This is a genomic window from Larkinella knui (genome assembly GCF_003858645.1).
Classification (GTDB): domain Bacteria; phylum Bacteroidota; class Bacteroidia; order Cytophagales; family Spirosomataceae; genus Larkinella; species Larkinella knui.
Map to the genome: position 1 here is coordinate 396347 of NZ_RQJP01000006.1, position 24861 is coordinate 421207.

The 24861-nt window shown below is 52.0% G+C and carries 15 protein-coding genes and 1 pseudogene; 10 read left to right on the forward strand and 6 right to left on the reverse strand.

Annotated elements, in window-relative coordinates; genetic code table 11:
* Window positions 1-66: 66 nt before the first annotated feature.
* A complete protein-coding gene (locus tag EHT87_RS27660; protein WP_124910017.1) occupies window positions 67-948 on the reverse strand; it encodes a fructosamine kinase family protein in 882 nt (293 codons plus the stop codon).
* An 83-nt stretch (window positions 949-1031) separates the two neighbouring features.
* Between EHT87_RS27660 and EHT87_RS27665 the strand changes: the two genes are divergently transcribed.
* The 4 genes from EHT87_RS27665 to EHT87_RS27680 all read left to right on the forward strand — a co-directional run bounded on the left by EHT87_RS27665 (window position 1032) and on the right by EHT87_RS27680 (window position 5764).
* Window positions 1032-2231: an anhydro-N-acetylmuramic acid kinase gene (locus EHT87_RS27665; protein WP_124910018.1), complete on the forward strand. Its 1200-nt coding sequence runs from the start codon at window positions 1032-1034 to the stop codon at window positions 2229-2231.
* A 12-nt stretch (window positions 2232-2243) separates the two neighbouring features.
* A complete protein-coding gene (lhgD, locus tag EHT87_RS27670; RefSeq protein WP_124910019.1) occupies window positions 2244-3440 on the forward strand; it encodes an L-2-hydroxyglutarate dehydrogenase in 1197 nt (398 codons plus the stop codon).
* 133 nt (window positions 3441-3573) lie between these two features.
* On the forward strand, window positions 3574-4413 hold the full coding sequence (locus EHT87_RS27675) for an OmpA/MotB family protein (RefSeq protein WP_124910020.1): 840 nt from the start codon (window positions 3574-3576) through the stop codon (window positions 4411-4413).
* Between the two features lie 211 nt (window positions 4414-4624).
* Window positions 4625-5764 (forward strand): acyltransferase family protein, encoded by a 1140-nt coding sequence (locus EHT87_RS27680; protein WP_124910021.1) that lies wholly within the window; start codon window positions 4625-4627, stop codon window positions 5762-5764.
* A gap of 277 nt (window positions 5765-6041) precedes the next feature.
* Here EHT87_RS27680 and EHT87_RS27685 read toward each other — a convergent pair whose 3' ends face one another.
* Window positions 6042-6908 (reverse strand): aldose 1-epimerase family protein, encoded by an 867-nt coding sequence (locus EHT87_RS27685; protein WP_124910022.1) that lies wholly within the window; start codon window positions 6906-6908, stop codon window positions 6042-6044.
* Between the two features lie 70 nt (window positions 6909-6978).
* Here EHT87_RS27685 and EHT87_RS27690 point away from each other — a divergent pair.
* The 3 genes and pseudogenes from EHT87_RS27690 to EHT87_RS27700 all read left to right on the forward strand — a co-directional run.
* Window positions 6979-8235, forward strand: a pseudogene (locus tag EHT87_RS27690) (TCR/Tet family MFS transporter); the annotation flags it as partial.
* Between the two features lie 5 nt (window positions 8236-8240).
* Complete coding sequence (locus tag EHT87_RS27695; RefSeq protein ID WP_124910024.1) at window positions 8241-8756, forward strand: hypothetical protein; 516 nt, start codon at window positions 8241-8243, stop codon at window positions 8754-8756.
* A gap of 308 nt (window positions 8757-9064) precedes the next feature.
* Window positions 9065-9760 (forward strand): class I SAM-dependent methyltransferase, encoded by a 696-nt coding sequence (locus EHT87_RS27700; RefSeq protein ID WP_124910025.1) that lies wholly within the window; start codon window positions 9065-9067, stop codon window positions 9758-9760.
* 6 nt (window positions 9761-9766) lie between these two features.
* Here EHT87_RS27700 and EHT87_RS27705 read toward each other — a convergent pair whose 3' ends face one another.
* The 4 genes from EHT87_RS27705 to EHT87_RS27720 form a co-directional block, all read right to left on the reverse strand.
* On the reverse strand, window positions 9767-11065 hold the full coding sequence (locus EHT87_RS27705) for a glycoside hydrolase family 99 protein (RefSeq protein WP_124910026.1): 1299 nt from the start codon (window positions 11063-11065) through the stop codon (window positions 9767-9769).
* A gap of 39 nt (window positions 11066-11104) precedes the next feature.
* Entirely contained in the window at window positions 11105-13333 is a 2229-nt protein-coding gene (locus tag EHT87_RS27710; RefSeq protein WP_124910027.1) for a DUF7133 domain-containing protein, read from the reverse strand.
* Window positions 13334-13360: 27 nt separating this feature from the next.
* Window positions 13361-15841 carry a glycoside hydrolase family 95 protein gene (locus tag EHT87_RS27715; protein WP_124910028.1) on the reverse strand — a complete coding sequence of 827 codons (2481 nt, stop codon included), beginning with the start codon at window positions 15839-15841 and terminating at the stop codon, window positions 13361-13363.
* 295 nt (window positions 15842-16136) lie between these two features.
* Window positions 16137-18743 (reverse strand): Kelch repeat-containing protein, encoded by a 2607-nt coding sequence (locus EHT87_RS27720; RefSeq protein ID WP_124910029.1) that lies wholly within the window; start codon window positions 18741-18743, stop codon window positions 16137-16139.
* Between the two features lie 290 nt (window positions 18744-19033).
* Between EHT87_RS27720 and EHT87_RS27725 the strand changes: the two genes are divergently transcribed.
* Genes EHT87_RS27725 through EHT87_RS27735 form a run of 3 tightly spaced genes read left to right on the forward strand, consistent with a single transcriptional unit; the run spans window position 19034 to window position 24860 of the window.
* A complete protein-coding gene (locus tag EHT87_RS27725) occupies window positions 19034-22309 on the forward strand; it encodes a SusC/RagA family TonB-linked outer membrane protein (protein WP_124910030.1) in 3276 nt (1091 codons plus the stop codon).
* 13 nt (window positions 22310-22322) lie between these two features.
* Window positions 22323-24113, forward strand: a complete 1791-nt coding sequence (locus EHT87_RS27730) for a RagB/SusD family nutrient uptake outer membrane protein (protein ID WP_124910031.1) — start codon at window positions 22323-22325, stop codon at window positions 24111-24113.
* Window positions 24114-24125: 12 nt separating this feature from the next.
* Window positions 24126-24860, forward strand: a complete 735-nt coding sequence (locus EHT87_RS27735) for a DUF3823 domain-containing protein (protein ID WP_124910032.1) — start codon at window positions 24126-24128, stop codon at window positions 24858-24860.
* Window position 24861: the final 1 nt, after the last annotated feature.

Consider the following 24861-nt stretch of genomic DNA (forward strand, 5'->3'; position numbering starts at 1 on the left):
AGGATTGCTGACGCGGTCTTTTAATCTTATTAATCCTTTCATCCGCGTAATTCCCGTTCAAGAGGGTTAAAAACGATTCAACACCCGCTCAATACCGCTGAGATAGCCCATTCCGAACAAATTGAGATGGACCAGCAACGGATACAAATTGTAAATCGGTATTCGCTCCTGAAAACCGTCTTCCATCGGAAACGCTTCATCATAGGCGTCGTAAAACCGCTCGTCAAAACCGCCGAAAAGCGTTGTGAAGGCCAGTTCAGCTTCGCGCAGGCCGTAATAAACCGCCGGGTCGATCAAGGCCGCATCGCCCTGTTCGTTCACCATCACGTTGCCCGACCATAAATCACCGTGTAGCAAAGCCGGTCGTTCAACCGGCAACAAATCAGGCAACCGTTGGTATAATTTTTGAAATTTGTTGTACAACTCTTTTGAAAGAAGTCCTTTGTAAAGAGCCATACCGGCCAGTGGCTGAAGACGTTGTTCGATGTAAAACGTGATTCCGTTGTCTGTTAATGTGTTGCTTTGCGGCAGCGAACCGATGTAATTATCAAAGTGTAATCCGAATTTCGATTGGGTGTGTGAATGTAACAACGCCAGCGACTGCCCGAATGATTCCCAGTAGTCGGTTTTAGGAACCACCGGATCGATGTATTCGAGAACCAGATAGGTTTTGTCGCGGTATTTTCCGTAGCCGATTACCTCAGGAATGTAGATGGCTTCGGTCGATCGGAGCAGGTCCAGCCCACGGGCTTCCCACTCGAACATATCCACGCTGTCGGCCGGGTTCCATTTTACAAAAAACAGCCCTTCCGACGAAAAAACCTGCGCGGCCGTGTTGACGTTACCACCCACCAAAAACCGGGCTTCCAACACCTCGACCGAACGGCCCAGGGTCTGAAAAAATAGCCCCTCAAAAAAATCAAACTGTTCTTCTCCCAGCCACATCAATGGTTTACTGTTTTCGGTTGTCGTGGTTCCCCGTTTCGATTTACAGTTTCCAGTTGGTACTTTTGCCAACCTTATTGCACACTATGAATATTCAGATACAACGCCTTTATGAACTGGCACAACGCCCCGAACGCCGGATTATCGGCCTGATGTCGGGTACCTCGATGGACGGCCTGGACGTTGCCCTGTGCCACATCAAAGGGTTTGGCCCCCAAACCGACGTATCGCTTACCCATTTTGAGACCGTTCCGTACACCGACGACCTGAAGGCGGAAATACGGAAAGTTTTTGCCAAAAAAGAAATCGACTTCCAACATCTTTGTCTGCTCAATGCCTGGATTGGGCAACTTCACGGCCAGATGGTGACGGACTGCCTCCGCCAATGGAAACTAACAGCCGCCGACGTCGACCTCGTTGCCAGCCACGGCCAAACGGTTTTTCACGCACCCAAAAGCCAGCACCGACTCGATAAATTCCCGAATGCCACGCTGCAGATCGGTGACGGTGACCACGTTGCCGTGACCACGGGCATTATTACCCTCAGTGATTTTCGTCAGAAACACATCGCCAAAGGGGGCGAAGGCGCTCCGCTGGCGGTTTATGGCGACTATTTTATTTTTTCAAAAAAAGACGAAAACCGCCTGATGCTCAATATGGGCGGTATTGCCAATTTTACGTATCTCCCCGGAAATCTGAACGCAGAAGAGGTATTTACGACCGACACCGGCCCCGGTAACACGCTCATTGATGCCTTTACGCGGCAGTTTTTCAACCAACCATACGACGCAAATGGCCAAATTGCCGCTCGCGGAACCGTGAATCAGGATTTACTACAAATGTTGAAAAAAGATTCGTTTTTCAAGGCTCCCTTTCCAAAAACTACGGGACCGGAAGTATTCAACGCGGAGTATGTTCAGCGCGCGCGGCAACTCAGCCAAACGGACGAGTACCTGACGCCCGAAGATCTGATTGCCACTCTAACCCGGTTTAGTGCGGAAACCATTGCCGAAGCGATTCAAACCGTGATCAAACCGGGTGAGCCTTATTCGGTGTACCGGAGCGGGGGCGGGATGCATAACCCGGTTCTGACCGGCGCTATTCAGGCGTTATTGCCCGATTGCCGGTTTGCCAATACCGACGAGCTGGGTATTTCCGGTGACGCCAAGGAAGCCATTCTGTTTGCAGTGCTGGCTAATGAAGCCGTCGCCGGTGGCTACACGTCTTTCGGCAATCGCCGGGGCGTCCCGACGGTGTCGATGGGCAAAGTTTCTTTTCCAAATTAAATGTAAAACGACATGACTGACATCATAATCATTGGGGGCGGTATTGTCGGGCTGGCAACGGCGCTGCAAATCAAGCGCCAGCGCCCTGGTCTTTCGGTAACCGTAATCGAGAAAGAAAACCGGCTGGCGGCCCACCAGACCGGCCACAACAGTGGCGTCATTCATTCGGGTTTGTATTATAAACCGGGCAGTCTGAAAGCCACCAACTGCATTCGCGGCTACTGGATGCTGCTCGAATTCTGCGAACAGGAAAATGTTCCGTATGAACTTTGCGGCAAAATCGTTGTGGCCACCAAACCGGAGGAAATACCGCTTTTGGACAATTTATACCAGCGCGGGCAGCAGAACGGACTTGAAGGATTAAAGAAGCTGACGCTTTCCGAAATGCACGAGATCGAACCGCACGTCCGGGGAGTTCAGGGCATGTGGGTACCGCAAACCGGGATTATCGACTACGTGCAGGTGTCCGAAAAATACGCCGAAAAATTCCGCGAACTGGGCGGAGAAATTCGGCTGAACGAGAAAGTGACGCAGATCACACCGGGCAATACGCTCTCCGTGGTGCTGACCGACCGGGCCACCTACGAAACCAGGCTGGTGATCAACTGCGCCGGACTTTACTCGGATAAAATGGCCCAGCTAACGCAGCGGCACGATATCGACATCCGGATTATTCCGTTCCGGGGGGAATATTTCAAAATCCGGCCCGAAAAACAATACCTGGTGCGCAACCTGATTTATCCCGTTCCGGACCCCAATTTTCCCTTTCTGGGTGTTCACTTTACAAGGATGGTTCACGGCGGTGTTGAAGCCGGACCGAATGCGGTGCTGGCCTTTCAGCGGGAAGGGTATCGGAAGTCGGACATCAACCTGAAAGAATTTTATGAAACGCTGAGCTGGCCCGGTTTTCAGAAAGTGGCGGCTAAATACTGGGAAACAGGACTGGGCGAAATGTACCGGTCTTTTTCGAAATCCGCTTTCACCAAAGCCTTGCAGGAACTGATTCCGGAAGTGCAGGAAGACGACCTCGTGGAAGGCGGCTCGGGCGTCCGCGCACAGGCCTGCGACCGAACGGGCGGGCTGCTCGACGACTTTGCCATTCTGGAAACCGACCGGGCGATTCACGTCTGCAACGCGCCCTCTCCGGCGGCCACATCGTCGTTGTCGATTGGCCTGACGGTATCGGAAAAAGCACTGGCGCGGTTTTGAAAGACCACATAATTAGAAAAAGCTTAAAAAGCGTAATAATGTAAAAATCCTGTTATTACCTTTCCCAATTGCTTCGTAACTTGCAGAGCGTAAGCGTTAACCCAAAATAATTTTATTATCCCTAACAAAAAATATGAAAAATATTCTGTTTGCCATTGCCCTCTTAACCGTAATAACCTCCTGTAAAAGCAAAAAGCGATTGGCTGAATTGCAAACCGTTCATGACAAAGTAAAAATGGAGTTGGAAGACTGCGCCAAGAAAACGGCCAGTCTGCAAAGTTCACTCGGAACAAAAGACGCGGAGCTGCTCACCAAAAACGGCCAGATTACCGATTTGCAAAGCCAGTTGGATTACATGAAAAAAACCAACACGAACTTGCTGGATCGGATGGCCGATTTGTCGATTGTGAGCAAAGCCGGTGCCGAAAGCATCCGTCGTTCATTGGAAACACTCTCAAATGTGTCTTCTTCGGCCCAAAGAAGAGATTCTATCAACTTATTATTGGTGAAAAACCTGAAACGGTCACTCTCCGACATCAACGACAGCGATGTTCAGGTGGAAGTGAAGAAGGGCGTGGTTTACGTTTCCATTTCGGACAAAATGCTTTTCCCATCCGCCAGTTACGTACTGAACAAACAAGCAGAGACGGTATTGGGTAAAGTGGCGCAGGTCATCAACGACCACCGCAACCTGGATGTGCTGGTGGAAGGCCACACGGACGTATACCCGATCTCGACGCAATTCCTGAAAGACAACTGGGATTTGAGTGTTATGCGGGCCACTTCGGTTGTGCGGACGCTGCAAAGCCAATTTGGCGTATCACCGTCTCGTTTGACGGCCGGTGGTCGTTCAGAATACATTCCTAAGGCGGAAAACACCACGGAAGAAGGTCGTCAGGCCAATCGCCGGACCGAAATCGTTCTGTTGCCCAAACTGGACGAGTTCTTCAACCTGCTGACGGAGCAGAAATAAGCGCAATACATCCGGGGCATCCCACATTTTGGGTTGGTTCTGAAACGATAAGAAAAGCTCCTGTTGAACGGTTTAAAGGCCATTCGACAGGAGCTTTTCGCATGAATAATCAGTGGGTATTTGCTGGCTCTTTTCTTCGGTTCCGGCCAATTTCCCGATGACACGGCGCGCAGCCCTTTTTCAAATACGTTCTCCTACGATACGAGGTTATATGGTAAAAAACACAACTTCTACTACGGCATTTGCGGACACAAAACCGCATTACCACCTGCTGGACGGGTTACGGGGCGTAGCAGCATTGACGGTGGTCTGTTTTCACGTATTCGAAGCTTATGCAACCAGTCATGTAGACCAAAAAATCAATCACGGCTATTTGGCGGTTGATTTTTTCTTTATCCTGTCGGGCTTTGTGGTTGGCTATGCGTACGACGACCGATGGAAAACGATGACCGTAAACGACTTCATCAAACGGCGGTTGATTCGCCTGCATCCGATGGTCGTTATCGGGGCTCTTATCGGAGCCAGTGTGTTCTACTTCCAGGGTTGCGCTGCCTGGGACGTTTCAAAAGTATCGGGCACCCGGTTATTGATAGCGACCCTGATCAATGCGGCTCTTATTCCGGCAACGCCCGGTTTTGAAATTCGGGGCGTTGGTGAAATGTACCCGCTGAATGGTCCGACCTGGTCTTTATTTTTCGAATATATCGGCACCATCCTCTACGCGTTCGTTCTCCGTAAGCTTCCGACCCAGGTGCTTTCGCTACTCGTTTTACTGGCCGGTTGCGGATTGGCCGCATTTGCCATCTGGGGACCCTACGGCGATCTATGCGCCGGATTTTCGCTAACAGAAGAAAATATAACCGGTGGTTCTCTGCGGCTGTTATTTTCATTCCCGGCAGGATTGCTCCTATCCCGCATCTTCAAACCGATCCGTGTCAAAGGGGCTTTTTGGATCGGCAGCCTGTCGATTGTTATTCTGTCGGCCATACCCCGGATTGGCGGCACTGAAAATTTCTGGATGAACGGGCTGTATGACACCATCTGTGTTGTACTTATCTTTCCTGTACTGGTTTATATTGGCGCGTCAGGAAAGACAACGGACCGGATAACGACCCGCCTATGCCAGTTTTTAGGCGACATTTCGTACCCGCTGTACATGGTCCATTACCCCTTTATTTATTGGTATTATGCCTGGGTTAAAAATGAAAACCTCACCTTCGAACAATCGTGGCCCGGTGCTTTAGCGCTTGTTATGGGTTCAGTCCTCTTGGCGTATGTATGCTTAAAACGCTATGATGAACCGGTACGCAGGTTTTTGGCGAAGTATCTTTTACGAGCACAAAAAAATTAGTAAATCGCCAGTAGTTGATGCTGGAGATTTACTAATAATGGCTTCGGCCGTTCGATTTCAGGCGTTGAAAGCTAAGAATTATCCTCAGTTCCCGGTTGAAATAGACGTCAAAAGCAGGTTCAATTCCCTGACAAGCCCTGGAAGGGCGGTCTGTCGATAGAAAAAAGCCCATTAAACGCCGGACAGTTCCTGAATACATTGGTATCTAGTAGTAGCAACCCCTCCGGGGTGAATTCAAACACATTCTGAGAACAGTTGGCAAGCCTGCTGACTACCCCTATACGCCAATTGTAAAACCGGTTTCAAACGATCCGTTCGGTTCGACGTGCTGAATGGCTTCTTTCTCCTCAAACGGCACGGGCGTTCCCTCGCTGTCGGCACAGCCCAGCCAGGGCTCGATGCAGACGAACTTGCCGCCCGGTTTTGCCCAGATGCCCAGATACGGAAATGCCGGAAAACTGACCGTTACGGCCTGATCGTGGTGGCGGCTCCGGATCGTTACACTGTGGGAATCCATATTTTTGAACACCAGCGCGTCATCCTTGAACAAATCGCCGGTCAGTGGCAACTGCCGGTCGACGGTTAAAACCGGCTCGGTTTCGCCCGTAAAGTAGCCCTTCGCCGACAGCATGTGCCGTTCGAGCGGCTCCTCGTTCTGAAATTCCAGGTAATAATCTTCGTAATTTTCATTCGGCAAAAACGGCACGGCAAACGCCGGATGCGCGCCCACCGAGAAATACATCCGCTTGTTTTCCCGGTTGATGACGCGGTAAATGATCGTCAGCACCTGGTGGTCGATCTGGTATTCGATCTGGAACTCAAATTCATAGGGATAAACCGCCCGCGTTTTTTCGTTGGCTTGCAGCGAGAAACAGACTTTTGTCGGCGTGGCTTCCACCACCGTAAATTCGGACTGGCGCGTAAACCCGTGCCGCTCCATGGGATACGGTTTTCCATCGACGATAATCTCGTTGTTGAGACAGCCGCCCACCACCGGAAATAAATTCGGTGCGTGCCAGGCCCACACCGCCGGGTCGGCCTGCCAGAGGTGTTCAATACCGGTGTGTTTATTATAAATAGAAGTCAGTTCGGCACCTTTGGGGCGGATACGGACTTGAAGAAAGTCGTTTTCGAGGGTTGTCATGATTGGAATGAATGGTTTCTGCAACTTCCTGACAAAAATGGGCAGAAAGCCGTAACTTTGGACAAAATTTTACCGCATGGCTCAACAAAGTAACCGGGCGCTGACGTTCATCTTCATTACCATTCTGATCGACTGCACGGGTATTGGGGTTATTGCCCCGATTGTACCCCGATTAATCGAAGACCTTACCGGCGGTGATTTAAGCGAAGCCTCGCAATATGGCGGCTGGCTCACGTTCGCCTACGCCATCATGCAATTCGTGTTTTCACCGATTCTGGGCGGTTTGAGCGACCGTTTCGGTCGGCGGCCCGTGTTGTTGATTTCGCTTTTTGGTCTCGGCCTCGATTACGTGTTCTGTGCCTTTGCGCCCACCATTGCCTGGCTGTTTCTCGCCCGGTTTATTGCCGGCGTTTGCGGAGCCAGTTTCACCACCGCAGCCGCTTACATTGCCGACGTTAGTCCACCGGAAAAACGGTCGCAAAACTTCGGCCTGGTCGGAGCGGCTTTTGGTTTGGGCTTCATTGTTGGTCCCGTCATCGGCGGTATTTTCAGTCAATATGGGAGCCGCGTTCCCTTTATGATTGCCGCCGGCCTGTCGCTGCTGAACTTCCTGTACGGTTATTTTATCCTCCCGGAATCGTTGTCGCCGGAAAACCGCCGGGAATTCGACTGGAAACGGGCCAATCCCATTGGCTCACTGGCCCGCTTGAAGCGCTACCCGGCCATCCTCAGCCTGGTAGGCACGATGGTGTTGATCTACATTGCCGGTCAGGCGCCCCAATCGACCTGGACGTATTATGTCATCGAAAAATTCCACTGGAACGAAGCCTGGGTGGGCTACTCCCTCGGTTTTATCGGACTGACGGTGGCCCTGGTTCAGGGCGGTTTAATTCGGGTAGCCATTCCGAAACTGGGTCAGCGCAAGGCGGTTTTTACCGGGCTTACTTTCTCCGTCATCGGTTTTACGCTCTTTGCGTTCGCCAGCCAGGGCTGGATGATGTTTGCCTTCATGGTTCCATATGCGCTGGGTGGTCTGGCGGGTCCGGCCGTTCAGGGGCTCATTTCTACCCAGGTACCCGCCAACGAACAGGGCGAGTTACAGGGTGCTCTGACGAGTCTGGCGAGCATGACGTCCATTGTGGGCCCTTTGTTAATGACCCATTTATTTGCGTATTTTACCAAACCCGAAGCGCCGGTGTATTTTCCGGGAGCGCCCTTTCTAATGGGCGCGGTGTTGACGCTGATCAGCGTCTTTTTAGTGGCAAAGGCCTTGGGATCTGACCAAATTCTGGTACCCAAAACGGAAGAATCGACTTCCAGCCTTTAATACCCATGCCCTACCGTACTGTTTATGACATCGCTGCCCGCGGCTACGAAGAGTGGTTGTTTGCCTACATTTCCGCCGGATTCGCTACCGCCACCCTGGTTGTTTTTCTTTTTTTTCGTTCCTGGAAACACCGCAAAATCCTTCTGACCGTAACCTGCGTCATGGTCGCCGTGACGTTTGTCCTGCCCTATTGGGATTATACCCGGCTCAAAAAGAAGCTGGAATCCGACGATTGCCTGAAAGTGGAGGGCCTTGTAACCAACTATTGGGAGAAAATCTGGCGCGATAAAGATGCCAGTAACAAGTGGCAGAACTACCATTATGAAAGCTTTATGGTCAATAACGTAAAGTTTGGGTATTACATCCGGGGTGGAGGCAGTGCGGCCGGTTTTCAAAATAATGATTCAATCCGGATTCCCATTCGCGATGGCATGCAGGTGCGGGTGCATTACTACGACGAACCCGTTATTACCAATGGTACGGTCGATAACCGGATTTTGAAGCTGGAAGTCGCGCCCTGAATTCGCTCATTTTTCCAGATTTACGTAAGCAAGCCTTTATTGACTTAAACTAACTAACCGCCGAATTTTGGCTTATCAGCCCACTGCTTCAGTTGTGGGTAAAGCAGTGGGCTGATAAACATTCATTCCGGCGATTATTTAAATCAATTCAGGCTTGCTGTGATGATCTCTGCTAGTACGTAAAAGTACCTGTTTTTAAGAAACCGTAAATTTCCTCTACCAAAACGCGATTCGATCCGCCACCTTTGTAGCGTCGAAAGACACAACAACAACTACTCTTTGAACAACAAGAACAACAACACGTACTAATGGAAAAGCAAGTCTGGGCAGAATCGCGGGAAGATTCGGATACGCGCTTCCACCGCCAGAACGTTCACCCGTATGTACTGAAACACCTGACGCCGTTTGCGTTGATGGAAAAATCGATTTTTGTGCCGCTCTGCGGCCGGTCGCTCGACCTGGTGTATTTCAGTCAATTTGCGGAGCGCGTCGTGGGTGTGGAACGGGTTGAGAACACAATCCTGCAGTTCTTTGCGGAAAACCAGCTTGCGTATGAAAAAGTTGGGGAGCGGTATATCGCGGGCAATCTGACCCTATTTTGCAAAGATCTGTTCGCACTAACGCCTGATGAAGTCGGTGAGATTGACCTCGTTTACGACCGGGCTTCGTTGGCAGCGTTACCGCTTCCCCTGCGGGTGGGATACCTGCAAAAAATGGAAGAACTGACCGCTCCGGGTACGGAGTATTTTCTGAACACGCTGGAATATGCGCCGGAAATGAACACGGCGCCATTCAGCATCGCACCCGAAGAGATTTACGGGTATTTTCCGAATTACGTCATTAAGCACGTCGAAAGCCCGGAAGTACCGCACCACCGCATGATCCGGAAGTTTAACCTCGATTATTTGCGGGAACACGGTTTTCTGATGCGGAAACTGTACGATGCGTCGTATGCGTCGCTGATTGAAGCGGCCAACCGCAGTTTCTACGAATTTTCTTACTAGGCTGTCCTACTTTTTCCGGACCGGTTTCTGGGCGGTATACCCCTTTTTTCCGTGAAACCAGCTGGTGGCCTGACCCGTCAGCCACAGGTAATAATCGGAATCCAGATCGGCTTCGATGCCGACAAATTTGCCGTCGCCATTCAGCGGTAATTCGCCTTCTTTTCTGGTTTTAAAAATCGCCGTTCCTTCGTCCACTTCGTCGAACATGGCAACGTATAAACTTTGCGCGCCGGCCTGCTTCGCGCCCACTACCTGACTCCACAGAAAATCACCTTTCAGACGCGGAATCTGGTTGTAGACAGTCGGACTGTTTTTCAGATTTCCCCAGCTGAATCCCGGAAAAACCAGCGGTACATATTCCACTTTGTTGGCTTTACACCACGCAACGTCGCCCGCCAGCGTATTTCCCGAAACCGTCGCGTACGTCGTCGGATTGTAGCGCCCCACCGCCCACGGCATGATGATGTCGGCACTTTTGATCAGCGGATGCAGCAATTCAGACGGTTCGGTGTCCTTCGTCATCGTTCGCCAGTAATACGGCACACCCAGCAAAACCGCCGTTTTTTTCGTGGGACCTTTCACTTTTTCCACCAGCCCCTGAATATCAGCGACCGTATACCGCCGGTTATCGTTAAACCCAACGCCCCAGATGGCCAGTAGCGGTTTGCCGTTGTGCCGCAGATACGTCGGATTTTCCCGGTTGTTGAACAGCGCAAAAAGTTGCTGCAACTCATTCCAGTCGTTCACCAAAATATCCATATCCGCCGAAGTCGAACCGCTCAGATCGTACATGATGCACAGCGCCCGCTGGTGCTTTTTCGCCGATTTCAGCGCGTTAGCCAGCACTTTGTTGAAATGCCGTTTCCCTTTTTCCGACTTGATTTCGGATAAAAACCGCTGCATAAACACGCCGTCGATGCCGTAGTCTTTCATCCATTTGAAATGCAGATCGACGCTGCTTTCGTCATAGGGACTATACACCGCGGCATTCTCCCCATTGGCGTACTGAAAAGCCGTTTTGTAAGTCGTCGGATAGTCTTTTACATCGGGCCAGAAGTCAATCGACGTGTAGCCCGGCTCAAACTTGCCGCGTTTCTGATAGTGATGCCAGCCCCGGTCGGACGCGTCGCCCTGGGCCGCAAACCAGCCCTGATAGCCGGCCATCACCAGCCCTTTGTAGCTGGTGTAGAGACAGCCGGTTTCGTCGTATTTGACTTCGGGATCTTGTTTTTTACCGTTAAAACCGGGCAAAATCAGTACGGTAAGGGACAACAACGTGACCCCCAGAAAAGTAAGGTTTTTCATGGCTGGAAATTTTGTATGAATGGCAGTGAGGTTGTTCGGCTATTTCCCCAGTTCAGGTAATGTCCAGGGTTTCTCGCGTCCGGCGGTTTGTTCCCGAACGGCTTTCACATCGGCAGGGCGCACGCCGGGATTCTGGTTGTTCCCGAATTCGTACCGGATGTAACTCAACACGGACGCCAGCCACTCATCGTCATTGGCGCCCATCGCGGGCATCACATCCGGGTAGGTTTGCCCGTCGATCGGGCCGGAAAGACCGTGGAGCAGAATCCGGATGGCAATCTCTTTGTTGCGGTTGCGAACGCGCTGCGAACCCAGCAGCGGAGGAGCGGCTTTGCTTTCCAGCCCTTTGCCATCCGAACCGTGACAGGTCGTGCACAGCGACTTGTAAATCGTGGACCCGGTCAGCACCAGCTTCCGGTCGGTTTCGTCCAGACTGCCCAGCTTCCGCCCGAACTTCTTGACATCCTCGTTTTTGTCCAGACTTTTCTGCGCGCGGGCCACCATTTCATTGTCGGGCGACAGGGCAATAACTTCCTGCGCCAGAGCTTTGGCTTTTGGCAACGAACTATACGACAGGGAAAGAACCAGTTGCGTGCGAACATCGAAACTCGGATCGGTTTTCAAGTCGCCCAGGCGCGCCAGCAGCGACTCATCGTTCTGCTTCAATTGCGGCTCACTCAGCAGAATCCCGGCTTTTCTTACCTGCGCATCCTCATCCGTTAACGCTTTCAGAATGACGGTTTTGTCGATTGCGTTCAATCCTTCGAGCGTCCACAAGGCATGAAGCCGACCCAAAGCGGAGGCCGGTTTCTGACCGGTTGCGATGACTTTCAGAATCGGAACCACGGATGGATCGCTGCGCACAATCAACTCTTTCTGCGCATTATCGCGCCACCAGCCGTTGGCATGATCCAGATACGTGACCAGTTTGCTGCTCGGTTCATCCAGCATCTGCGGCTTGGGCCCCGGCTTAATTCCGTCGTGTACTAACCGGTAAATCCGGCCGTGCTGAATGTTTTTGTCCAATCCCAGCCGGGTAATCTGGGGCCGCAGGTAACTGTCCGGTTTTGTCCAGTTGCCTTCCTGAATGATGCCCCGATTCATATCGACGATGTACAGGCAGCCATCCGGCCCGGTATACATGTTGACGGCCCGGAAATTCATATCCGTCGAGGCAATGAATTCTTCTTTCTGGTAGGCATTTTCCAGCGTCGTTTTGCCGGCTTTGTTGCTGACTTTTGCCCGGCGGATCAGCCGCCCGACCGGTTCGCTGATCAGCAAATCGCCCGACAAATCCGACGGCAACCGATCGCCCCGAAAAATAACCTGGCCGCAACTGGCCGTAAAGTGGTTCAGCGTCGTATCCGTCGTCCGGATGCGCTGCACCCCGCCCTGAATATCCGGTGTTTTGATGATCGGCCAGACGGCATTGAACTCTTCACTGTACTGGTCCCGGAATTCCAGTCGGCCGTAAATCGGATTGATCTGAAACCCCAAAGCCGGTACTTCACCGCCCGCCGACGAGAAAAAAAGTCGCCCGTAATTGTCGTGTGTCAACCCCCACTGACCACCGGAACCGCTGGGAATCGAGTCGGCTTTCAGCATTCCGTTGGTATACCGAAACCGGACCGGATCGACGGTCACGTAAATCCAGTTGTCCAGATTCCAGTCCAGACCGCTGCGCTGGTGTTCCAGGTTACCGGGGGCTTTTTTCCCCGGATTAAAAACCGGTTTTTTCTGATCAGCCACGCCGTCGCCGTTGGTATCCTTGTAACTATAAATATCGTAGGTGTCGGTTTCATTGACCAGCAGCTCGTGACCGACGCACAGCAACATTCTGGGCAACAGGAGCTTGTCGATAAAAACGGAGCTTTTGTCCATTTTCCCGTCGTTGTTGGTGTCTTCCAGCAGCATCACCCGACTGATCGGATCGTGCTCGTGAGAACCGTCCACATCCTGCATGTAGGTATCCATTTCCACCACGTACATTTTGGCATTGCCATCCCAGGCTACAGCCACCGGCTCGTGAATCATCGGCTCGCTGGCAACCAGTTCGAGGTGATAGCCTTTGGGCAACCGAAACGATTTCAGGCTTTGTTCGGGCGTTAGATGAGCCGGTGATGGGTTGGCGGTAAATGCCGGAACCGTTTCAACGGTTTGATTTGCCGGGGTTTGCGTCGTGCTCCGGGAATTTTGCCGGGACACCTGACACGTTACCGCCAGCAGGGAAGCGGCCAGAATACCGCTCATCCAGATTGATTTTTTCATGGGTTCAGAATGCGAATTGCGTGGTGGCTATAACGTTAGGGTGTAGGTTTTCCCTTTTTGCGTCGGCAGATCGTAAACGAGCGTTTCCTTCAGCGGCAAAGGATTGACAGCGGCTCGGCTTGAAATGAGCGGTTTTGCGGTTTCTTCCGGCTGGTAAAACGAATTGGAATTTGTGCCTTGAGCGGTTTTCAGTGCCAATCCGCTTGATTTCAAGGCATTTGGCACCCGAATCCGGCAATTTCCGCCCAGATTCGACTTGATCGTCACCTTGGCCACTTTCCCCTCTTTCCATTCCATCGCCACCAGTTCAAAACCGCCCCGCGCCCGCAACCCGCTGATTTTTCCCGACTTCCAGACGTCGGGCAGCGCGGGTAACAAATGAAGGGTTCCGTCGTGACTTTGCAGCAACATCTCGGCCACACCCGCCGTACAGCCAAAATTACCGTCGATCTGGAACGGCGGATGGGCGTCGAAAAGGTTGGTATAGGTCCCGCCACCGCCTTTTTTACCGGGTGCATTGACCGGTGACAACTGATCGGTGATGAGTTTATAGGCCCGGTTTCCGTCCAGAAGCCGCGCCCACCAGTTCACTTTCCAGCCCATCGACCAGCCCGTTGAAACATCGCCCCGGTGTTCGAGCGACGTCCGGGCCGCGCTGAACAGTTCGGGCGTGCGATACGCCGACAACTGGTGCGACGGATACAAGCCGTACAGGTGCGAAATATGCCGGTGTTTGTCCTCCGGGTTGTCCAGGTCCTCCAGCCATTCCTGCAACTGGCCGAACTGACCAATCTGCATGGGTGCCAGTCGCGCCCGTTTTTCTTTCAGGACTTTAACAAATTCGGCATCGGTATTGAGTGCTTCCGCCGACCGCATGGCCGCCGTCAGAATATCGAAAACCAGTTGATTGTCCATCGTATGCCCGGCACCAATCGTGACATTCGGGCGGCTGGTCGGCGCGTTTTCGGGCGACATGCTCGGGCTAACCACCAGCCAATGATGCGTCGGTTCTTCGATCAGAAAATCGACAAAGAATTGAGCGGCTCCCTTGATGGCTGGGTACACGGATTTCAGGTAGGTTTTGTCGCCGGAATACCGGTATTTTTCCCAGGCATGCTGGCTGAGCCACGCGCCACTCATCGGCCACATGGCGTAGAAAATCGGATCGACCGTTCCGGTGATGCGCCACAAATCGGTATTATGGTGCGCCACCCAGCCACCCGCGCCGTACATTTCTTTGGCGGTTTGCTGACCGGTTTGCGAAAGATCTTTCACCATCTGAATCAGCGGCTCGTGCAATTCGGTCAGGTTGGTGACCTCCGCGGGCCAGTAATTCATTTCGGTATTGATATTGATCGTGTATTTGCTGTCCCAGGGCGGGCTCATTTGCTGATTCCAGATGCCTTGCAGCGTAGCCGGTTGGCCCGGTACCGCACCGGCGGACCGGCCCGGCTGCGAGCAGGAAATCAGCAGATACCGCCCGAACTGGAAATACAGCGACACCAGGTGCGGATCGTTGCCCGCGGCAAACTGCCGGATGCGTTCATCGGTGGGCAACTTGGCGGCTTCGGTCGTGCCCAGATCCAGTTTTACGCGATTGAAATAAGCCTGGTAAGCGGCCACGTGATCTTTCAAAACCGCATCGAAAGACCGGGTAATGGCGCGGTTCAGGGGTTGGTCGGCTTTGGCTTGCGGGTTGGCAGTCAGCGTTTTATAATCCACGAAATTCGTCCCGATCGACACAAACAGCGTGACCGCATTGGCGCCACTTACGACAACCGATGTATCCGTAGGATTCACTTGCCCGCCTTCCGGCAAAATTTTAACGTGGGCATTGAATTTTACCTGCCCTTTAACGCCTTCGTGGTCGCTGGTGATGCCCGTTAATACCAGTTTATCAGGGCCCTCGGTTTTGCGCTCCGTCTTTTGCGGGCTGGTCAAAAAAGCCGTGAACGTGAGTTTGCCGGGCTGGCTGGCCGTCAGGCGAATGGCAACGACCTGATCGGGAACCGAAGCGATTACCTGCCGAGTGTAGCGCACGCCACCGACGGTATACATCGTGGTGGTGATGGCCCGCTCCAGATCCAGCTCCCGGTAATACTCAGTGAACGAATCGTGACCGGCAAACGCCAGATTCAGGTTTCCCACGGGCTGGAACATCATGCCCTGCGCCTTTTTGGACTCAATTTTTTCGGCCGCCAGTTTCTGAGCTTCGGCGTGTTTGCCTTCAAAAATCAGCTTCCGGATGGTGGGCAAAGCCGCCAGCGCGTCGGGATTGTCGTTGCGGTTGGGGCCACCCGACCAGACCGACGACTCGTTGAGCTTAATGACTTCCTGCTGCGGATTTCCGTAGACCATCGCGCCCAGCCGTCCATTGCCGACGGGCAACGCATCCGTCCAGGTTTTGCCGGCGGGTTGGTTATACCAAAGTTTCAACGAGGCCGGTGGTTGCGCCCGTGCAGCGAACTGGAACAACAACGCAATACCGATTACCAGTACTTTTTTCATTGAGTAAAGCAACAATCGTAAAGAATGAGGAAGCCGAATCGTTACCGATCAAAGACTTAACGGTAAATTTCATACCGGTTCTTCCCAGACAAAAATGACAAGTACTCCCGACGTCTATCCAGGCGCTGGCTACGGATTTGAACGTAGCTACTTTGCGTAATTCCGCCCTGATTGACCAGAACACGATGTAAAGTACATCTTCGGGACTTAAAAAAATCTTAATAAACCCTTAATTGCGCCGGAAACCAGGCGGAACGGCCGGAAAATTTGGTAAACCGTTCGCAATCCGCAAAAATTAGTCGATAATGGCCGAAAACGACTGCTCGTATTCTTCGCCATAGATGGCTTTGTAATCCCGGACAAATTTCTCGAACGTGTTCTTTGCCAGGGTGTGTTTTCCCATCAACGACAAGGCTTTGCACTTCAGAATAATGGCTTCTTCATTGACGGGATCGTAATAAAAAATGAAGTTGGTAATCTGGATCAGGAACTCCGGATCATCGCTAATAGTCAGTTTATCAGCGTATTGCAGAAACGTGTTGATAATCTTATTCGAAATATCCGCCTTAAAATCGTCCAGCCAGTAGTATTCGGTATTCAGCAAAAAAGAACCGCGTTTGGTGATTTCACCGAGCTCAAAAATCGTCCGCTTGGTCAGGGCGGTTTTGTCATTGATAATGGCCAGGTAGCGTTCGTAATCGACGTAAAGCTGATTGAAATCAAATTCTATTTTCCAGTAACCGGATTCTTTGGAAAGTGAACAAAAACCGACCTTGTCGAGAATATTCCTCAGTTTGGCAATGTTGACGGAACGGTTATTACTCGCATCCCGACCGGATTTATCGGGCCAGAGGAGTTCGTTCAGTTTTTCGGACGGAACCCCACGCTGCTTACCGATGCTGTTGAGGGCCAGCAGCAGGAAAAGCTCTTTCAGCAGGGGCGTAAACGCTTTGGTGATGTCGTTTCCATCCTGATCGAATACCTGAAAATTACCAAAAAAGAAGAGTCTCGTAGGGGGCGTGGGGTCAGTTCCTAAAGCCTGATTGGCCGAAAGTTTCCCCACGAGTGGCAGTGGCTCCGGCTCACTGGGTTTAGCCAGGTGTTGATTCGCAACCTCTTGTGCTTTGAACCGGCGAATATTACGGAAATACAGAAAAACAAGCAAGCCCGCTCCGGCCGCAACGCCCGCCAGCAGCCACGGCCAATAGAAACCCGCTGCCGGTTTTGTCGACGCCGTCTGAACAGCCAGCTTATTTGGCGGAAACGCAATCGAATAAATCTTTACATCCGTGGTGTTATTCGGCTCATTTCGGTACAGCGTAACGGCCACCAGCTTCTGGCTAACCGGACAATAATACAGATCCGAATACGAGTGAATATCGTGGAATTGATACGGAATCGAGTGACCGACCCGTTCATAAATCGGCTCCGATAAAGAGCCCCGAATCAGCTGGAGTTGTGATTTAAATTGCTGATTCGGAAAAATGAGTCCGTAATACACCTTCGACTTAGGATCGATTACCAGCGAATTGGCAAACGCAAAATCGGTTTTCGGAACCTCTAATTCATAAATTTTCCGGAACGTGTTTTCCTTGACCAGATACTGCAAAAAGTCATAATTATTTTTCGGATTGAGCATTTGCTCGCCGGTCAAACTGCCATAACCGCCCATTAGATAGGCCGTATCGGCGCCCGGTGTGGTACCCAAAGCCGCTAAATACCGGGGCGTGTAAGCGTCGCTGGTGGTCGGGATCGTATCCCATTTGTGGGTCGAAAACCGATACCGGTGGATGCTGTTTTTATACGTCAACTGCCCGTAGCCGCCCAGAATGTACAAGCATGAATCGGACCGGGCGATGAACTGATTGGCGTGCCAGTACTCCGTTACCTTGATGGGATTGGGCGTAATCGATTCGGTCGTCCAGGTGCGGGAAACCGGATCATACCCCGAAACCGCTTTCTGATCTACGTAATAATTATAAAGCCGGGCGGTATAGGGATTATAAATCGCCTGACTGCCCAGAAAAAAGCTCTCCGGCGGGTTTTTATGAAATTGAACGTTGCCCTGCCGGTTCCGGACTGCGTAGTGATAGAGTGCGCCGGACGCAACGACGTACACGGTTTCGGACGACGGATCGAAGGTCGCGTTGGCCCGGCCCTTCAAGGTAAACTGATCGGCCAATTGCCACTCATTGTGCAGGGCTTTAACCCAGACCGGATTTTTGACGGCAGCCACCTGGCCCGAAACCGCATCCTTTGTCGTCGTTCCTTTGACTTCATTCAAAGGCCAGTGGTGAATCTGTTCGTCATTTTCAGACAAACGGATGTCCCTGATATCCATGGGCGGCAAATCCTTCGATTTGAACTCCCGGAATTCATTGCCGCCAAAAAACAGCTTAAAACAACCGGATTCTTTAAACGCGAGTTTATCGGTGACGACTAGTTTGTTGTTGACGTAAACGCGCAACGCCTGGCTTTTCAGGTCCATCTGGAGTTTAAACCGATTCCAATGGTTGAATAAATGCGCCGAGTCGAGCTTGATAACGGATTGGGAAAACCGCTCGCCAATGACGATTTTGAAGTTCAGCGACTTCTGGTCGTAGAGCAGATCGAGGTTTTGTTTGTCGTCCTGAATAATCCGGAAAATGTAGCCAAAGTAGGTTTTATAACTGGCCGCCAGCGACACATCAAACGACAACTCGACGTTGCCGTTGAAACACAGCGGTTTTTCGGGGGTCAAATCCAGTGAAGTCCGGTTGTCCTGTATTTCTTCATGACCCACAAAGCGCAACCCATACGATTGGGCACTCAGCGAAGCGGTAGCCAGCAAAAGTGCGGCCAGGGTATAACCAGATAAACGCAGTAAAAAGCGGGATAGTGATTGGGTAAAGCCTTCCATCATTCTGATTGTCCAGCCCGTCAGTCGGTACTTCTTGACTTTCTGAGCATCGTCTTTCCTTGTACGGCTTATTTTTTAGAGACGACTGATGCCTCAATGCCCCTAAGTTATCCAATAATCAGGTCCTGTCAAAACCATTGCCGCGTTTCGCTGCTGGCGGATAAATTAGAAAAAAACGATAATAATAGTGATAAAACATAGACCGAAGGCCTGCTAATTAAGCATTTATTAAGATTTTTTTAAGCCCGGCCCCCGTTCTTCGTACCCTGTTTAATCCAAAAATTTCAGGGTTTATGCAAAAACTTATATCGATCCTCAAGAAGGGACCCTTACCGTTCAGACCGCTCGCCTGGCTAGTTTTACTTACCGGCGTAGCCACCCCACGCCATGGGCAGGCTCAGGCGCTCCCGGCCCGCCAACCCGGTTTCCTAACGGCTTCCGTTGCCCGGCCGCTCCGGTTGCAAACCGCGCTGGCGAGCAGCAAACGACAGGAGCGCACGATTACGGGAAAAGTTTCCGATGAAAAGAATGCCGTATTGCCGGGGGTGAATATCGTGATCAAAGGAACTACCCGGGGCACAACCACCAACGAAAAAGGCCTGTATTCCCTCAGCGTCCCGAACGACAAAACCACGCTGGTTTTTTCGTTTGTCGGCTACCTCTCCTACGAAGTGGCTGTCGATAACCGCAGTATGCTGGATGTTACCCTGAAAGAGGATGCGCAGGCGCTGGGTGAAGTGGTCGTTGTCGGTTACGGTACGCAGCGGAAGGTGAACGTGACGGGCGCCATCGCCACCGTGGCCAGTAAAGAACTGGTGATCAACTCGAACAACGACGTAACCAATACGCTGACCGGGCGCGCTCCCGGCGTTCGGGTGGTGCAGTTGTCGAGTCAACCCGGTAAATACGATTCCCAGATCGACATTCGGGGGTTTAGTTATACCGATCCCAACGACATCGCCGGCAATCAAACCGGCGGACCCCTGATCATTGTGGATGGCGTTCAGCGCGATAAGTCCGGTTTTGACCGGCTCGATCCCAACGAAATTGAAAGTGTCTCGATTCTGAAAGATGCCACGGCGGCTATCTACGGCGTGAAAGCGGCCAACGGCGTGGTGCTGGTGACCACCAAAAAAGGGAGCCAGGGCAAGGTTCAGGTGAATTACACGACGCACGTCGGGCAGCAGATTATCACCAAATACCCCGAATTGTCGAACGCCTTTCAGTACGCTACCCTGTTCAACGAGCAACACGTAAACAACAACATCAGCAACCGGGGCGAGCTGACGCCCCCCAAGTATTCGGCTACGCAACTGGCCGATTTTCAAAGCGGGAAAGCCACCAGTACGGATTTTTTAAAGGCGGTTTTGCGCGATCGGGCGTCGCAACAGCAACACAATCTGACGATTAACGGCGGAACGGACAAACTCCGGTATTTTGCCTCTGCCGGCTATTTTGGCGAAGGCGGTTTGTTCAATTCGGATATTATGACCGGAAAAAAATACAACCTCCGGCTCAATGTCGATGCCGAACTGACCAAAGGGCTGACACTGGGCGCGAACATTGCGCTGATCAACTCGATCAGCAATGAACCGAGCCAGGCGATCTGGGCTTTGCTGAAAAATACCTGGCAGTGGGACCCGACCGAACCGCTGTATTCGAACAACGACCCGGCTTATCTGCGTCAGCCCCTGAGCGCGTTGAGCCATCCGATTGCCGATTTTTCCGAAGCGTACAGCGGATATAACCGGAATGATGAAAAATTTCTGACCTCCACGTTTCAGTTGTCATACGCAGTTCCGTTTGTGAAAGGGCTGAGCGTCAAGGCCCAGTATGCTTACGACATCAACTACAGCTTCCGGAAGCAGTTTACCAAGAAATACAATCAGTATGAGTATCTGTTCGACGCGGCTACGCAGACCTATTACCAGAAACCGTATTCGCACCTTGCCCCTTCCCGCATCAATGAAGCGTTCGGGCAGGGAAAACGGAATGATGTTCAGCTGTCGTTCAATTACCAGAACAGCTTCGGAAAGCACAACGTTGGCGCGCTCGGCCTGTATGAACAGATCGACCGCGTCAACAACAGCAACAACGCTTCGACCCAGTTTATCATCGATGCGGTTGACCAGTTGGCGGCCGGAAGCCGGAAAACCGATGCCATTGGCTCCGGTTACAGTTCGAGCGCCAACAGGAGCTACGTGGGTCGCGTCAATTACGATTACGCCGGGAAGTATCTGGTCGAGGCCGGTTTTCGGTACGACGGTTCTTCGAGCTTCCCCAAAAACAGCCGCTGGGGCTTTTTTCCCTATGTTTCGGCGGGCTGGCGGCTTTCCGAAGAAGCCTTTATCCGCAACAATCTGCCCTTTATATCCAATCTGAAACTACGCGGTTCGTACGGTATGTTGGGTGATGACGGTATTTCGGGCGCTTCTTTCCAGTTTCTGACCGGGTATACGTACCCCAGCAGCGGCTATCAGTTTGGAACGACGTTTGTGGGCGGGCTCGGTTTCAAAAACTCGGCCAATCCCAACATTACGTGGTATACCTCGACGACTACCAATTTTGGCCTGGAAGGTTCGCTCTGGAACAGCCTGCTCACGTTCGAAGCCGACGTATTCCGCCGGGATCGCGACGGGTTGCTGGGCGACCGGATTTCGACCATTCCGGCCACCTACGGCGTCAATCTGCCGCAAGTCAATCTGAATCAGGACCGTACGCAGGGATTTGAGATCGTTCTGGGCCACCGCAACAAGTTTCGGGGGGTCAATTACTCGATTTCGGCCAACATGAGTTACGCCCGGACGCAATACCGGTATCGCGAAGAAACGCCCGCCAACAGCGATTACGATTTCTGGCGAAACCGCAATACCGGTCGGTTCAACGACATTGTCTGGGGCTACAAAACCGATGGGCAGTTTCAAACGCTGGAGGAAATCCGGAATGCCCCGATCATAGATGGCGCGGGAAACCGGACGATTCTGCCCGGCGATATCAAATACGTCGACCTGAACGGCGACGGAATTATTTCCAATCTTGATGAAACCGTTATCGGGCGCGGGCAGAGCAAACCGGCCATTTATTTCGGGACAAACATCTCGGTTTCTTGGAAAGGCTTCGACGTTTCGATGCTGTTGCAGGGTGCCACCATGTACCAGGTTGCTTATCAGGATCAGTTATCCCGACCGTTTTATTTTGCCACGGCCAACCCGATCAGCGCGTTTAACGACCGCTGGCATCGCTCGGATGTGGTGGATGCGGCCAGTGAATGGATTCCGGGCAAATACCCGTCGACGGGCCAGCGCCAGAATTACAGGAGCAACGAATTCTGGCGGTTCGATGCGACTTACCTGCGGGTGAAAAGCCTGGAAATCGGCTATAGTCTGCCCAAAACACTGTTGAGCAAAGCCCACATCAAAGGATTGCGCGTCTTTGGCAACGGCTACAACCTTTTTACTTTTTCGAAAGGACTTGATTTTGTGGACCCCGAATACACGGATGACCGGCTTTACAGCTACAACTATCCGCTGACGATGAACGTGAACCTGGGCCTGCAACTTTCTTTTTGATCACACGATACCCATGAAGAATCTTAAAAACTATGTAGTCTTGCTGGCCCTGCTGAGTCTGTCGGCCTGCAACGATAATTTTCTGGATAAAAAACCGGTCGACCTGCTGACGGCCGAACAGGTTTATAGCAGTCCGGAAGCCGTGGAAGCCTATTTTGCCACGCTGTACAAGGATTTACCCATCGAAGATTTCAGTTATTGCAACGGCCGGTTTGGCGAATTTCCCGGAAACGGCGACGGCTATACGGCCAACTGGACCTGGGAAGCGACCAATTCCAACAATGCCTCCAACAATGACGAAAACTGGGGCAAATTGTACCGGGCAATTCGGAACGTCAACACGTTTATCAAGGAAATCGCGACGGTTACCCTTCCCGAAGCCACCAAAAATGCCTACGTCGCCGAAGCCAAATTTGTGCGGGCTTATTATTACCAGGAACTGGTCAAATATTGGGGCGGTGTGCCGATTTTGCTGGAACCACAAACCGCCGTCGATGGCAATACGCAGGATCTGAACCTGCCACGAAGCAAGGAAGCGGAAGTTTGGGATCTGGTAAAATCAGATCTGGATTTTGCGGCCGCCAACCTTCCAGCCACGAGCGTGTATGGACGGGCCAATAAGTACGTGGCACTGGCGTTGCTTTCCCGGTCGATGTTACATGCGGGTTCCATTGCCAAGTTCGGAACGGTTGACCTGAATGGGCTGGTGGGCATTGATCCGGCCAAAGCAACGCCTTATCTACAAGCCGCTTACGATGCGTCAAAAGCCATTATCGAAAGTGGAAAGTATAGCCTTTTCAACAAGTATCCGACCGACAAAGCGCAGAATTTCCAGTTGCTTTTTTATGAACTGCAAGGCAATCCGGAAGCCATTTTCTGCAAAGGCTGGGATTACGAATCGACGCGACGGACGCATTCGCAGGATCTGATGGCCTTGCCGGAAGCCATTCGTTCGCCAATCGGATACGCCAATCGGCTGACACCACCCCTGGATATGGTCGAGCGGTTTGAGTATATGGATGGCACCCCCGGAACGCTGAACATCGGAACGCCCGGCGCTTATGTCCACTACAAAAACCCGCAGGATGTGTTCAAAAACAAAGATCCGCGCTTTTTTGGCTCCGTCATCTCGACCGGAAGTTCGTTCAAAGGGGCCGAAATTACGGGGCAGCGGGGCGTTATTTTCAACGGCGTACGGTATAACGGGACGGCGCTCAATCAGTATTTCGACATCGACAAGAAACAGATTGTCGCCAACCCAACGGCTAATTCGGTGCGGGCCACCGGCAATTCCAACAACGGGGCCAGTGTCTTCTGGCTGAAAAAGTGGCTCGATCCCGCCCGGCCCGCCAATTTGTGCGTCGACTGGACCTCCGAAACCGACTGGCTCGACATGCGGCTGGGCGAAGTGTTGCTGAATTATGCCGAAGCGGCTTTTGAACTGGGGAAACCGGCCACCGAAGCCCTGGATGCGGTCAACCAACTCCGCACCCGGGCGGGGATTGCGAAACTGACGACCATCGACCGAACCAAAATCCGGAACGAACGGAATGTGGAGCTGGCCTTCGAAAACCGGACATTCTGGGATTTGAGACGATGGCGGACGCTGACCACCGAATTCAGCGGCTGGATTCCCAACGGGCTGTACATCTATTACGACGTCAATGCGAAGGATTACGTCTTCGAAAAGACGCCGAATGGCGGTGGAAAAACCTATCAGGTCAAAGACTACTACTTTCAAATTCCATCGTCGGAACGCAGCAAAGCTGGCTCCTTATTAGGAAATGGAAATCCGGGCTATTAAAAAACCGTACGTATGAAACCGATCAAACTCGTATTTTTTCTACCCGTTCTGTTCGTTGCCGCAATCAGTGGCTGCAAGAACTGGGATAATTTTGTGGCCCCGGATGCGGGGATTTACGGAAAAGTGACGGATGCTGAAAACGGTCAGCCGCTGGAACTTCGGCAGCCGGGTGGTGGCACGGTCCGGTTTATTCAGTGGGATAAAGCCAAATATCCAAATCCCGGCACAACCGATATTGAGCTAAAAGCCAATGGTGAATTTTCCGCTTCGCAGTTTTTTGCGGGCACCTACAAAGCCCTTCCGCGCGATGGCGCATTCCTCTACCAGCCCGGAGATTCGGCAACGGTGGATCTCGGCAATGGCGACCGTAAGGAACTGAATTTCAAGGTAACCCCGTTTTACCGAATTGCGGCAAGTGTAACCGATAGCACCTTTACGTATACGATCACGAAACCGGCCGCCAACACGACGACCAAAATATCGCAGATCATTTTCATGATCAACGATTACGCGAAAGTCGATGAAAGCATCAGTTCCAACACATCCGGCTATTTTATCAACCTCTGGCGGCAGGATATTGCCGGTAGCGTAACGGATGCCAGCCTGGTGGGCACGCCCCGCACGTTCACATTCAAATGGGCCGATACGCATTTGCCGAAAGGCGAGTATTATTTCCGGGTAGGCGTTCGGACGACAGGGGTTGCCAAATACAACTACAGTCCGGTGGTGAAAGCCCGGGTGCGTTAAG